The sequence below is a fragment of the Nocardia sp. CWNU-33 genome (genome assembly GCF_046764895.1).
Taxonomy (GTDB): Bacteria; Actinomycetota; Actinomycetes; order Mycobacteriales; family Mycobacteriaceae; genus Nocardia.
In genome coordinates this window covers 19,222-31,291 of record NZ_JBKOQN010000031.1, presented here as the reverse complement: position 1 = coordinate 31,291, position 12,070 = coordinate 19,222, and the positions used below count along the sequence as shown (strand labels likewise).

Here is a 12,070-nt window from a genome sequence, read left to right as displayed (position 1 = left end):
TGCACCAGGGCGACGTCTGCAAATGGCGCTGACCGGCAGCCCGTGCTGCCGCCCAGTGTGGTTTGGTCAACCGAGCAATAACTGGGGCGTGACCGCGGGTGGGCTCTGTCCACGGCCCGACATCCGGCTGCACACCGGCCTGCTCGCCATACCGGTCGACTACTTCAACAGTCGCGACATCCGCCGATCGGCCAGCACCTTGCCGCCGGTCTGGCAGGCCGCGCAGTACTGGAACGAGCGCTCGGCATAGGAGACCTCGCGGACAGTGTCGCCGCAGATCGGACACGGCAGCCCGGTGCGCGCGTGTACCTGCATGCCGGAACGCTTTTCGCCCTTGAGGCGGGCGGCATCCTGGCCGACCGATCGTTGCACCGCGTCGGTGAGCTCGGCCCGCATGGCCGCATACAGTGTCGAGATCGTTTCCGCCGACATGGTTTTGGTGTTGGCGAAAGGAGAGATCCGCGCGGTGTGCAGGATCTCGTCGGAGTAGGCGTTGCCGATCCCGGCGATCAGCGCCTGGTCGACGATCGCGGTCTTGATGCGCTGGGAAGTGCCGTGCAGGATTTCGGCGAACTGCGCCTCGGTGACGTCGAGCGCGTCGGGGCCGAGGCGGGCGATGCCGGGCACCACCTTCGGGTCGTCGACGATATAGACGGCCAGCCGCTTCTTGGTGCCCGCCTCCGTCAGATCGAAGGCGGGCGTCGCCCCTTCCTGCGTGAAGAAGTGCACACGCAACGCCAACGGTCCCCTGCCCTGTTTCGGCGGTGTCGCACTCGGCTCATCGATCCAGCGCAGCCAGCCAACCCGGGACAGATGCGTGATCAGCCACAGCCCACCGCACTCGAGCCCGAGAAACTTGCCGAACCGGCCCGCCCCGGTCACATCTCGTCCGGACAGCGCCGTCACCGGCGGGTCGAACGTCTTCACCGCGCTCAGTGCGGCCACATCGACACGCCCCACGACAGCGCCGACTGCATGTTCCCGCAGGAACTGCGCCAACGCCTCCACTTCGGGTAGCTCGGGCACGAATCCCAGGCTACCCGGGAGCACCGACAAAACAGCTGGATGCGCAGCAGCAACACCACCCACCTCCGCGCGCAACGCGGGATAAGCGAGCGTAGTGAAATCGTGGCCCCACAGCCCTACGCAACCACCGTTCCACTACCGCCGACAACCACTTTCGTGCGCACGCTATGTGTCGACGCGAAGTAGGTAGATGTCCATGATCCAGCCCTTTTCGGCACGCAATTCCGCACGGCGTCGGACGATCTCGTCCTCGACCGCACGCAGCGGGCCCTCGATGAGGGTCTCGTCGGGCATGCCGAGGTAGGCGCCCCACCAGATGTGCACATTGTCGCCGGGGACTTCGGTGAAGGCGCAGTCGCCGTCCAGCATCACCAGGTTGGAGCCAGGGCCGAGGCCCTCCGTGCGCAGGCGCCTGCCCGTGGTGATGTGTACCGGTTCGCCGATGCGGTGCAGCACCATCCGGTGCCGGGCGGCCAGCGCCTGGGCGCTGGTGACGCCGGGGATCACCTCGTAGTCGAAGCTCTGCGCACCACGTTCGAGTACCCGTTCGATAATCCGCAAGGTGCTGTCGTACAGCGCAGGATCACCCCACACGAGAATGCCGCCGACTCCGTCGACCTGCGCGAAAGCTTCCTCCAGCAGTGCCGAGCGGCGGTCGTGCCAGTCCTCGACGACGCCCTGGTAGTCCGCGGGCATGCGGTCGCGCGGCGGGTCGGGAATCTCCACGATCCGGTAATTGCCCGCGAGGTGCTCGGTCAGGATGGCGGTCCGCACGTCGACGAGCTCCTGCTTCTCGACGCCCTTGCCGATGACGAAGAACACCTCGACCTGCCGCATGGCCTTGATGGCCTGCACCGTCACCTGGTCGGGGTCGCCGGCGCCGATGCCGATCACGTAGAGCTTGCGCATGTGCGGAGAGCTTGCCAGGCATCAGTAAACTCGCGAGGCGTGGCCACCAATGCTCGCGATACCCAGTACGAGGACCTGCTCCGCCTGGTCCTGGACTCCGGGACGGCGAAAGCGGACCGTACCGGGACCGGCACCCACAGCATCTTCGGCCACCAGCTGCGCTACGACCTTGCGGCGGGCTTCCCGCTGATCACCACCAAAAAGGTGCATCTGAAGTCGATCGTCTACGAGCTGCTGTGGTTCCTGCGCGGCGATTCCAACGTCTCCTGGCTGCAAGAACACGGCGTTTCCATCTGGGACGAATGGGCCGACGCCGATGGCGAACTCGGCCCGGTCTACGGCGTGCAGTGGCGGTCGTGGCCGACGCCGGACGGCGCCCACATCGACCAGATCTCCGAGGTGCTGCACACCCTGCGCAACAATCCGGATTCGCGTCGCATGATCGTCTCCGCCTGGAACGTGGCCGAGCTGGACAGGATGGCACTGGCTCCGTGCCATGCGTTCTTCCAGTTCTACGTGGCCGACGGCAAGCTGTCCTGCCAGCTCTATCAGCGCAGCGCCGACCTGTTCCTCGGCGTCCCGTTCAATATCGCCAGCTATGCGCTGCTCACCCACATGGTGGCCCAGCAGACCGGGCTGGAGCCCGGCGACTTCATCTGGACCGGCGGTGACTGCCACATCTACGACAACCACGTCGAGCAGGTCACCGAGCAACTCACCCGTGACCCGTACCCGTTCCCGACGCTGCGGCTGCGCCAGGCGCCGACGCTGTTCGACTACACCTATACCGACGTCGACATCGTCGACTACCAGCATCACCCGGCCATCAAGGCCCCGGTGGCGGTGTGAGCGGACCGGACCGGACGATCGGGCTCATCTGGGCGCAAACCCCTGAGGGGGTAATCGGTTTCGAGAACACCATCCCCTGGCGCGTGCCCGAGGACATGGCGAATTTCAAGGCCGTCACCATGGGTCATCCCGTGGTAATGGGCAGGCGCACCTGGGACTCGCTACCACCGAGATTCCGCCCGCTCGACGGCCGTCGCAACATCGTGGTGACCAGGCAATCCGACTGGTCGGCCGAGGGCGCCGAACGCGCAGGATCGCTGCCAGAGGCGATGGCCATGAGTACGCCGAGCACCGTGTGGATCGCGGGCGGCGGCGAGATCTATCGCGCCGCTATGGATTTCGCGACGGATCTGCTCGTCACCGAGGTCGACACCACCGTGGACGGCGACGCGTACGCACCTCTCATCGGCCCCGAATGGCATGCCGTCGAACCGGCGCAGTGGCAGGAGTCGACGACCGGGCTGCGCTTCCGTATCCGGCACTACATCCGCCACCGATCCGACTAGTAGGCAAACCTCCGGCATCGGTCAGCCGCAGCAGCACAACACCGTTCGACCGGTGGGGACGGCCGTGAACACGCCGCACCGAGGGCAGGCGATCAAACCTGGCCCGCGGCGCGCAGACGTCGGGCATACTCCTGAATAGGCGGCGGTTCGGACATCCGTCCACCCGCCGCCCACCAGCCCGAATCACCAGCCCTGATCCGGGTGGATGTGATCTGCGAAAGGCGGTCCATGGACAAGAAATCGCTGACAGCGGTCGCTCGCCAACAGCTCAAGTTGGCCGCCACCGCCACGAGCGGGCGCAGTTCGCAAACCATTTACGGCGGACACGCCAATTCGCTGCGCCAGACCGTTGTCGGTCTCAGCGCGGGCCAGAGTCTGGCCGAGCACGACAACGCGGGCGAGTCGACGCTGCTGGTGCTGAGCGGCACGCTGACGCTGATCAGCGGTACCAACGAATGGAAGGGCTCGGCCGGTGACCTGCTGGTTGTACCGAAAGCACGACACAGCGTCAAAGCCGTGGACGACGTCGCGTTCCTGCTGACAGTCGCCAAGTAGCCCGCACCGCTCCACCGGTGTGTCGGCGCCGGCCACTACGCTGTTGATCATGGGTGAGCCACAGCCGATCCTCGAACCGCTCACACCGGCCGCGATCTTCCTCGTCGCCACCATCGACGAGGGCGGAGAGCAGACGGTGCGCGAGGTGCTCGCCGATCTGTCCGGATTGCGCCGTTCGGTCGGGTTCCGGTTGCCGGGATCCGGACTGACCTGTGTGACGTCGATCGGCTCGGCCGCGTGGGATCGGCTGTTCACCGGACCGCGGCCCGCCGAGTTGCACGACTTCCCCGGTTACGACGGCGCACACCACAAAGCCCCCGCCACACCGGGCGACCTGCTGTTCCACATCAAAGCCGAAGTGCAGGACGCCTGCTTCGAGTTGGCGATGCTGCTCAGCGACCGACTCAACGGCGCGGTGACCATCGTCGACGAGACCGTCGGTTTCCGCTACTTCGAGCAGCGCGATCTGCTCGGCTTCGTGGACGGCACCGAGAATCCCGAAGGCGCCTCGCCGACCTCGGACGCAGGACGGGTGGCACTGATCGGCGACGAGGACCCCGACTTCGCGGGCGGCAGCTACGTGATCGTGCAGAAATATCTGCACGCCATGACAGACTGGCGCGAACTACCCGTCCCCGAGCAGGAACGGGTCATCGGCCGCACCAAGCTGGACGACATCGAGTTCTCCGACGCGGACAAGCCCCTGAATTCCCATGTCGCCGTGAACACGATCGTCGATCCCGATGGAACCCAACGTCAGATCCTGCGCGCCAATATGCCGTTCGGCAGCATCCGCGACGACGAATTCGGCACGTACTACATCGCTTACGCCGCCACGCCCAGCGTCACCGAGGCCATGCTCACGCGGATGTTCCTCGGCTCGGACGAGGCCGAATACGACCGAATTCTGGACTTCTCCACCGCGGTCACCGGCACGTTGTTCTTCACACCGCCCCAGGACTTCCTCGACGCTCCCCCGGACGCTCCCGAGGTCGAGGAATCTTCGAGCGCCGAGGGCGTTGACAAGTCGGACACCGGAGATGGATCACTCGGTATCGGCACGTTGAAAAGGAGCACGCAGCAATGAACAACCTCCATCGCGAACTTGCGCCGATCACCTCCGAGGCGTGGACGGCAATCGAGGAAGAGGCGACGCGAACCTTCAAGCGGCACATCGCCGGACGTCGCGTCGTCGATCTGTCCGGCCCGCACGGCACCGATTACTCCGCCGTCGGTCTCGGGCGCACCACCGCGATCGCCGCGCCCGACGTGGGCGTGCAGGCCCGTCAGCGCGTTGTCGCGCCGCTGGTCGAACTGCGGGTCCCGTTCACACTGTCGCGCGATGAGCTCGACGATGTCGAGCGCGGCGCCAAGGACACGGATCTGGATCCGGTGAAGGAGGCCGCGCGACGCATCGCGTTCGCCGAGGACCGCGCGATCTTCGAGGGCTACCCGGCCGCGAATATCACCGGTATCCGGGCAAGTTCGTCCAACGAGGCGATCAACGTGCCGAGCGACGCGCGGCTGGTACCCGAGGCCGTCACCCAGGCGCTCAGCGCGCTGCGGCTGGCGGGCGTCGACGGCCCGTACTCGGTGCTGCTCAGTGCGGACCTGTACACGGCGGTCAGCGAGACGTCCGATCACGGCCACCCGATCCGCACCCATATCGAACGCCTGATCCCCGACGGCGAGATCATCTGGGCCCCCGCCATCGACGGCGCGTTCGTGCTGACCACCCGAGGCGGCGACTTCGACCTGCAACTCGGCCAAGACCTGTCGATCGGCTACCTGTCGCACGACGCCGAGTCGGTGCAGCTGTACTTCCAGCAGAGCCTGACCTTCCTGGTGTACACGGGCGAGGCCGCGGTCGCGTTGGAGGCCTGAGAAACCGGAGCGCCTCGGGACACCCTTCGCAAGACGCCGGTGCATATCCGCCTCACCTACTGGTGGCCGGAGCCGAATCGGATGGTGATCGTCGGCGACTTCGCCGGGCACCGCGTGCACGCTTGGTTCACCGGGGTGAGCATCGGGTCGTTCCCGCTGATCGACCGTGGTTTCAACTGGATTCAGGAGGAGCCGTACAACCGCTGATCCCCTGCGCCTCGACGGGCGGATCGGCCCGGTACGGTGGGATTCGCAGTCGGCAGGAGGCGAGATGACGATGGTGCGCGCTGGCGTGGTTCCCACTCAACGAGCGCTGCTCTACGGCGCGCTCGGCATCGGGGTGACCACACTCGTCTGTGGTGCGATCGTCACGGGGTTCGGCCCGAACCGGGTGTTCACCGGGCTGCTCGCCGGTGTGGTCGCGGGTATCGCGATCCTGGTCTCGCTGTTCGGACGCGATGTCGTCGTCCTGACCGACGGCGGAATCTACCGGCGCACCCCGTGGCGGGAATCCAGTATCGACTGGGGTCGGGTGGTTGCCGGGCGGTTCGCACTCGACGAGCGGGCCAGGTGGTCGCTTGCCCTCGACCTTTCCGGTGGCGACGAACGCCACGGCGAGCTGGTGCTGCTGTCCATTCCGCCGGTGATTCGCCCGGTGTCGGGTGCCTACGACATGCGCAAACGTGAGCAGGTGCAGGAAATTCGGGAGATGCTGCGCCGCAAACGCGTCCCGGTGACCGTGCTCCCGGAGATTGCGGGCGGGCTGCATCGACATTGGCAGATCGCGCCGCCGACCCGCGGCGCGGAGCCCTGACGCGGGCGGCCCGTTTCCGATACGTTGGCAGCTGTGTCGATGATGAAGGGCGCCAATGTTCCGGTGCCGATGTCCGCGGTCCGCATCGAACTGGGGTGGCAGTCGGGACCCGCGGTTCCCGATGCGGATGCATCCGCACTGCTGCTCGTCTCGGGCAAGGTGCGGTCCGACGGTGACTTCGTCTTCTACAACCAGCCTGCGCATGCCTCCGGCGCGGTCCGGCACGAGGGCAAACAGCAGGGTCCGGTCGTGCTGGACACGTTGTCGGTAAATCTGGCCCAGGTCGAGTCGCAGATCGACACCATCGTGATCGCGGCCTCCTCGGACGGCGGCACCTTCGGGCAGTTCCACGGTCTCTATGTGCGGGTGATCGACGCGTCGAACGGCGGCGAGGTCGCCCGTTTCGACAGCGTCGGCGCGACCACCGAGACCGCGTTCGTACTCGGCGAGCTGTATCGCAGGCAGGGCACGTGGAAGTTCCGTGCCGTCGGACAGGGATACGCCTCGGGGCTGGCCGGTCTTGCCACCGACTTCGGCATCTCCGTCGATGACGCACCGGCTCCCGCCGCATCGCCCGCGCGACCCCAGCAGTTCACCCCACCACCACCTCCGCCCGCGCCGCAGCAGTTCGCACCGCCGCCCGCGCCGCCACAGCAATTCGCCCCGCCCGCACCACAGTTCGCGCCACCGCCGCCGACCTACAGTGCGTCCACGCCACCACCGCCGTATCTGCCGCAGCCGCCTTACCCACCACAGGCGCCCTACAGCGCGCCGCCACCGCCCTACCCGCCGCAGCAGCCTCCGGCAGCCGGGCCGTCGGGTGCGCCGATCAACATGAGCAAGATCTCGCTGACCAAAGAGTCGCCATCGATCTCGCTGACCAAGCAGGGCGCGATATCGGGCACTATGCGCGTCAACCTGAACTGGACGACCTCGGTCGCTGCGAGCGGTGGCGGGCTGTTCGGCAGGAAGCGCGGCGGGGGCACCCTCGACCTCGACCTCTGCTGCTTCTTCGAGCTGGCCGACGGCCGCATCGGTTCCGTTCGCGCACTGGATCGTTCCTTCGGCGCGCTGGACCGTCCGCCCTTCATCCGGCTCGACCAGGACGACAGGACCGGCAGCAGCAGCACCGGCGAGAATCTCGACATCAACCTCGATTTCACCGCGCAGTTCCGCCGCATCCTGGTGTTCGCGTCCATCTATGAGGGCGCGACCGATTTCCGCGGTGTACAGGCCACCGCAACCCTGTACCCGGTCAACTCGGTGCCGATCGAGATGACCATGGATGGCTGCACGGACAACTCACGCGACGTCGTTCTCGCCCACATCGAGAATCTCAACGGCGAGTTCGTCGTTCGCCGCGACGGCACCTTCATCCGTCCGCCCGGGGGCCGTCCCGGCAGCGGCATCCGGGAGATCGCCCAGATGTACGGCTGGGGCTTCGAGTTCCAGGCTTCCAGCGGCAAGGGCTGACGAACCGAAGGTCAGGCGGCCTGCAATCGGTGCAGCAGCGTGCCCGCCACCGTACGCAACTCGTCGAGGTCGCCCGGCCAGCTGAGCATCCGCAGCACTGCGTCGGGGATCGCGCGTTCAGCGTAAGCCGGCGCGCTGCCCGCATCGGAGCGGATGCCGATCACCGTCTCGACGAGGCGGAACGGGAGCCCCGCCAGCCCGGCGACGCTCGCGCCTGCCGTCTCGGTGAGCACGCTTGCGGCCAATACCTCGTAGTGCCTGCGTAATTCGTCGCGCCGCAAACGGAAGGCGGCGAAGCGTTCGGTACGCAGCTCGGGAAGCAGATACAGCGCACCCAGATTCCAGCGGGCCGCGCACAGCTGGCGGACATCGAACCAGGCCAGCGCGTAGAGTCGCGCGGCCACCGACTCCGGCACATCGCGCAGCCGTTCGGCGAGTTCCAAGGGGGCGGCGACAGTTTCGCCGAGCAGCGCGTCGAGGATGTCGTCCTTGGCCGCGAAGTGGTGGTAGAGCGAGGCCTGCCGGATTCCGACCGCATCGGCGACAACACGCGTGGAGGTGTTGGCGTACCCGTTGGTGGTGAACAGCTCACCGGCGGCGTCGAGGATCTCGGCGCGCGGTGTCTGCCCGCGACGCGGTCGCTGTGCCAGTCGAGGACGGCCGGGGCGGAGGTTTGCCACCTGCCCATTCTGGCATCGCGTTTCGAGGCTTTCACCGGCGCATCAGCGTTCACACGGCCGGTCGTGGCCGAGCAGAGAGGTTTCTGTCACTTGACAGAAATCAAGGCAATCCAGAAGTTACCGGGGTTCCCGTAAGCGATACACACCGGACACCGAAAGCGCGATCGCGAACGCAAAACTGTCATCTGATAGGTATTGGCCACTCGCCGAAGGACCCCACCCATGGCCATTGAAGTCGATTCGCCCGCCCCCACCATCGCTGCCCCCGCAGCACCACCGGACACCAGCGCTGACGGCGTGGACCTCGCCGGCTTCGGTTATCAGCCGGTGCTGCACCGCAAGCTCGGCCGCTACGCCTCGTTCGCGGCCGGATTTTCCTTTGTCTCGATCCTCACCACGATCTTCCAGTTCTTCGGCCTCGGCTACTCGTTCGGCGGCGCCGCGTTCTTCTGGACCTGGCCGATCGTGTTCGCGGGCCAACTGCTCGTCGCGCTCAACTTCGCCGAACTGGCCGCGCGGTACCCGATTTCGGGCTGCATCTACCAGTGGTCGCGCCGACTGGGCGGTGAAGTCGTCGGTTGGTTCGCGGGCTGGATGATGGTCATCGCACAGATCGTCACCGCCGCGGCGGCGGCCATCGCACTCCAGGTGGTGCTGCCCTCGATCTGGAGCGGATTCCAGGTTGTCGGCGCGGACAGCGCGCTCACCTCTTCGTCCGGTGCCGCGAACGCGGTCCTGCTCGGCAGCGTCCTGCTGGTGATCACGACAGTGATCAATGTGATCGGCATCGACCTGATGGCCAAGATCAACTCGATCGGTGTCACCGTCGAGATCGTCGGTGTCGTCGCGATCGTCGCGCTGTTCTTCACCCACACCGAACGCGGTCCGGGCGTGGTGCTGCAGACCGATCAGGCCGCACCCGGCCCGTACTGGGCCGCGTTCCTTGTCTCCGGCCTGATGGCCGCGTACGTGATGGTCGGATTCGATTCCGCCGGTGAGCTTTCCGAGGAGACCAAGAATCCGCGCACGGTAGCGCCGCGCACCATCCTCACTGCACTGTCGGTCTCCGCACTCGGCGGCGGCCTGCTGCTGATCGGCGCACTGATGGCCGCACCGAGCTTGTCCGGCGGCGCGCTGGCCACTGACGGCCTGGCCTATGTGCTCACCTCGAAGCTCGACAGCCCGGCGGGCAAGGTGCTGCTCGGCTGTGTCGCAGTGGCGATCATGGTGTGCACCTTGGCAATTCAGACCGCGGGTTCGCGACTGATGTTCTCGATGGCGCGCGACGGCAAGCTGCCCTTCGCCGAGCAACTCGCCGCGGTGCATCCGCGCTACGGCACACCCATGCTGCCCGCCATCGTGATCGGTGTGCTCGGCATCGGCCTGCTGGTGCTCAACCTCGGCAACGCCGCGATCTTCGCGACGCTGGCCAGCGTCTGCATTGTGACGCTGTATCTGGCCTACCTGCTTGTCACGGTGCCGCTGCTGGCCGCGCGCTTCAAGGGCTGGGGCCGCGACAACGCCGACGCCGGGCTGTTCAACCTCAGCCGCGCGGGCATTCCGATCAATCTGCTGGCCGTGGTGTGGGGCATCGCGATGGCGGTGAATCTGATCTGGCCCCGCGCGGAGGTGTACACCCCGAAGGGCGGGAGCTGGTGGATGCTCTGGGCCGCACCGCTTTTCGTGCTGATCGTGGTGGCCGTCGGGATCGTCGTACATCGGTTCGTCAATGCCGGACCGCGCCGCGCCGACCTCACAGAACCCGCCGTAGTACCTGCCTGACCCCGGCCGCGCGCGGTGGTGCGCCGCCGTTGCCCGCCACCGCGCACGTCCGATCCGATACCTCGACACACCTGACCCGAGGGAGCAATCATGACAAGCACCGCTTCCACTACCGACGCCCGCGCGCACGCCCGATCGCAGGCCGCAGCGGCCGCCGTCGCCAACCCTGTGCTGCCCGACGGCGTCGCTACCACAAAGATCACGTGGGCCCAACGCATTCCGGCAGGCGGCTACGCGAACGTTGTGCTCGGCCGCGGCACCCGCATCCGGCTCGGCGATCCCGCGGGCGCCGCATGCGGGCACCTGCTGCTCGTGCGGGCCGACGCGCCGTGGGAACGCCTCAATGTCGCCGACACCGTCAAGGTGCCGTGGCAGGCCTACCTCGCGGACGGCCATCCACTGCTCTCCGATCAGGGCCGGGTGCTCGCCACCGTGCTCGCCGACACCTCCGGCCACCACGACACCCTCTGTGGACCCGCCTCGGAGGCCCGTGGCCTGCTCCGGCTCGCGGGAACCAAACAGGGCCTCGAACCACGGGACATCGCACCCACGGTGTCGTTCTTCCGCGGTGTCCGCGTCGAATCCGACGGCACGTTGATCGCCACCGGCAGCGCGGGTGCGGGCGCCTCGGTCGACCTGCTCGTGCACTTACCGGTAATCGCGCTGATCGCCAATGCCACGCACCCGCTGGACGACCGGCCTGCAACAGACCTCGATGTCATCGCCTGGTCGGCGCCGGAGGAGCTCACCGCCACCCACAACTCCGACCCGGAATACCAACGGGCCGTGCAGAACACCGAACAAGCGTGGGCAGCCGCGCTGACGTTGGAGGTATCGGCATGAACTCGACACTGACGCGCACCGTCGTGCTCGACCAGACCGTTCCCGCGTGCGCGCCGTGGTCCACGGTAGTCCGGGCAGGCGAACAGCTCGAGATTATCGACCTGCACGGCAATCAGGCCGTCGACTGCCTGCTGTACTCGGCCGCCGACCACACCGACCGCTACAGCGCGCAGGCCACCATCACCGCCCAGCGCAATATCTTCCTCACCACCGGCAGCGTGCTGCGCACCGATGTGGGCACCGCCCTGATGACCGTGGTCGCCGACGAGGTCGGCAACCACGACACCATCGCGGGCGCCTGCTCCCAGGAGTCCAACACCCTGCGCTACGGCCACCACACCCGCCAGCAGCACGCCTGCGTGGAGAACTTCCTGGCCGAGGCACTGAAATGGGGTCTCGGCAAGCGAGATCTGGTGTCCAACATCAACTGGTTCATGAACGTCCCGGTGGAGGCCGACGGCACCCTCGGCATCGTCGACGGATTGTCCGCTCCCGGAAAGAAAGTCACCCTCCGCGCCGAGACCGACACGCTGGTGCTCGTCTCGAATTGCCCGCAGATCAACAACCCCTGCAACGGCTTCGACCCCACCCCCGTGCGCATGGTGGTGACCCGATGACCGTCGCCGAACTACCGCGCAGCGGCGCAACGACCAGCAGCTCACCCGGAAAATCCGCCGAAACCTCGACTCCGACAGCGGCCCGGTCGGGATACGGAGAATCCGACCGGGCCGACAGTCGGCCTCCCGCCG

The 12,070-nt window shown here is 66.9% G+C and carries 14 protein-coding genes; 11 read left to right on the top strand and 3 right to left on the bottom strand.

What is annotated here, in order from left to right; genetic code table 11:
- Window positions 1-159: 159 nt before the first annotated feature.
- Window positions 160-1,026: an Fpg/Nei family DNA glycosylase gene (locus tag ACLMAL_RS30705; protein WP_412002269.1), complete on the bottom strand. Its 867-nt coding sequence runs from the start codon at window positions 1,024-1,026 to the stop codon at window positions 160-162.
- A 165-nt stretch (window positions 1,027-1,191) separates the two neighbouring features.
- A complete protein-coding gene (cobF, locus tag ACLMAL_RS30700; RefSeq protein WP_412002268.1) occupies window positions 1,192-1,935 on the bottom strand; it encodes a precorrin-6A synthase (deacetylating) in 744 nt (247 codons plus the stop codon).
- Between the two features lie 39 nt (window positions 1,936-1,974).
- Here cobF and ACLMAL_RS30695 point away from each other — a divergent pair, with 39 nt between their 5' ends.
- From ACLMAL_RS30695 to ACLMAL_RS30660, 8 genes are all read left to right on the top strand, one after another.
- Window positions 1,975-2,784 carry a thymidylate synthase gene (locus tag ACLMAL_RS30695; protein WP_412002267.1) on the top strand — a complete coding sequence of 270 codons (810 nt, stop codon included), beginning with the start codon at window positions 1,975-1,977 and terminating at the stop codon, window positions 2,782-2,784.
- A complete protein-coding gene (locus tag ACLMAL_RS30690; protein ID WP_412002266.1) occupies window positions 2,781-3,290 on the top strand; it encodes a dihydrofolate reductase in 510 nt (169 codons plus the stop codon). Before ACLMAL_RS30695 ends, ACLMAL_RS30690 begins: the two co-directional genes overlap by 4 nt.
- 228 nt (window positions 3,291-3,518) lie before the next feature.
- Window positions 3,519-3,845, top strand: coding sequence for a cupin domain-containing protein (locus ACLMAL_RS30685; protein ID WP_328406414.1), 327 nt, complete (start codon window positions 3,519-3,521; stop codon window positions 3,843-3,845).
- Window positions 3,846-3,894: 49 nt separating this feature from the next.
- Window positions 3,895-4,932: a Dyp-type peroxidase gene (locus ACLMAL_RS30680; protein ID WP_328406416.1), complete on the top strand. Its 1,038-nt coding sequence runs from the start codon at window positions 3,895-3,897 to the stop codon at window positions 4,930-4,932.
- A complete protein-coding gene (locus ACLMAL_RS30675; RefSeq protein ID WP_412002265.1) occupies window positions 4,929-5,729 on the top strand; it encodes a family 1 encapsulin nanocompartment shell protein in 801 nt (266 codons plus the stop codon). Before ACLMAL_RS30680 ends, ACLMAL_RS30675 begins: the two co-directional genes overlap by 4 nt.
- Before the next feature lie 39 nt (window positions 5,730-5,768).
- Window positions 5,769-5,936, top strand: coding sequence for a hypothetical protein (locus ACLMAL_RS30670; protein WP_412002264.1), 168 nt, complete (start codon window positions 5,769-5,771; stop codon window positions 5,934-5,936).
- A 64-nt stretch (window positions 5,937-6,000) separates the two neighbouring features.
- On the top strand, window positions 6,001-6,543 hold the full coding sequence (locus ACLMAL_RS30665; protein ID WP_412002263.1) for a hypothetical protein: 543 nt from the start codon (window positions 6,001-6,003) through the stop codon (window positions 6,541-6,543).
- A gap of 39 nt (window positions 6,544-6,582) precedes the next feature.
- The gene (locus tag ACLMAL_RS30660) at window positions 6,583-8,016 is read left to right on the top strand and encodes a TerD family protein (protein ID WP_412002305.1); all 1,434 of its coding nucleotides are present in this window, start codon (window positions 6,583-6,585) and stop codon (window positions 8,014-8,016) included.
- A gap of 11 nt (window positions 8,017-8,027) precedes the next feature.
- Here ACLMAL_RS30660 and ACLMAL_RS30655 read toward each other — a convergent pair whose 3' ends face one another.
- Window positions 8,028-8,696 carry a TetR/AcrR family transcriptional regulator gene (locus ACLMAL_RS30655; protein WP_412002262.1) on the bottom strand — a complete coding sequence of 223 codons (669 nt, stop codon included), beginning with the start codon at window positions 8,694-8,696 and terminating at the stop codon, window positions 8,028-8,030.
- A 222-nt stretch (window positions 8,697-8,918) separates the two neighbouring features.
- Here ACLMAL_RS30655 and ACLMAL_RS30650 point away from each other — a divergent pair, with 222 nt between their 5' ends.
- From ACLMAL_RS30650 to ACLMAL_RS30640, 3 genes are all read left to right on the top strand, one after another.
- Window positions 8,919-10,478: an amino acid permease gene (locus ACLMAL_RS30650; protein ID WP_412002261.1), complete on the top strand. Its 1,560-nt coding sequence runs from the start codon at window positions 8,919-8,921 to the stop codon at window positions 10,476-10,478.
- A 90-nt stretch (window positions 10,479-10,568) separates the two neighbouring features.
- Window positions 10,569-11,321, top strand: coding sequence for a DUF1989 domain-containing protein (locus ACLMAL_RS30645; protein WP_412002260.1), 753 nt, complete (start codon window positions 10,569-10,571; stop codon window positions 11,319-11,321).
- Entirely contained in the window at window positions 11,318-11,938 is a 621-nt protein-coding gene (locus tag ACLMAL_RS30640; protein ID WP_412002259.1) for an urea amidolyase associated protein UAAP2, read from the top strand. The genes ACLMAL_RS30645 and ACLMAL_RS30640 overlap by 4 nt, the downstream gene beginning before the upstream one ends.
- The last annotated feature ends 132 nt before the right edge of the window (window positions 11,939-12,070 follow it).

Bases quoted from the DNA above. Each gene is read 5' to 3' on its own strand.
- cobF (WP_412002268.1), bottom strand. From the start codon at position 1,935: ATGCGCAAGCTCTACGTGATCGGCATCGGCGCCGGCGACCCCGACCAG.
- ACLMAL_RS30685 (WP_328406414.1), top strand. From the start codon at position 3,519: ATGGACAAGAAATCGCTGACAGCGGTCGCTCGCCAACAGCTCAAGTTG.
- ACLMAL_RS30680 (WP_328406416.1), top strand. From the start codon at position 3,895: ATGGGTGAGCCACAGCCGATCCTCGAACCGCTCACACCGGCCGCGATC.
- ACLMAL_RS30675 (WP_412002265.1), top strand. From the start codon at position 4,929: ATGAACAACCTCCATCGCGAACTTGCGCCGATCACCTCCGAGGCGTGG.
- ACLMAL_RS30665 (WP_412002263.1), top strand. From the start codon at position 6,001: ATGACGATGGTGCGCGCTGGCGTGGTTCCCACTCAACGAGCGCTGCTC.
- ACLMAL_RS30660 (WP_412002305.1), top strand. From the start codon at position 6,583: ATGATGAAGGGCGCCAATGTTCCGGTGCCGATGTCCGCGGTCCGCATC.
- ACLMAL_RS30650 (WP_412002261.1), top strand. From the start codon at position 8,919: ATGGCCATTGAAGTCGATTCGCCCGCCCCCACCATCGCTGCCCCCGCA.
- ACLMAL_RS30645 (WP_412002260.1), top strand. From the start codon at position 10,569: ATGACAAGCACCGCTTCCACTACCGACGCCCGCGCGCACGCCCGATCG.
- ACLMAL_RS30640 (WP_412002259.1), top strand. From the start codon at position 11,318: ATGAACTCGACACTGACGCGCACCGTCGTGCTCGACCAGACCGTTCCC.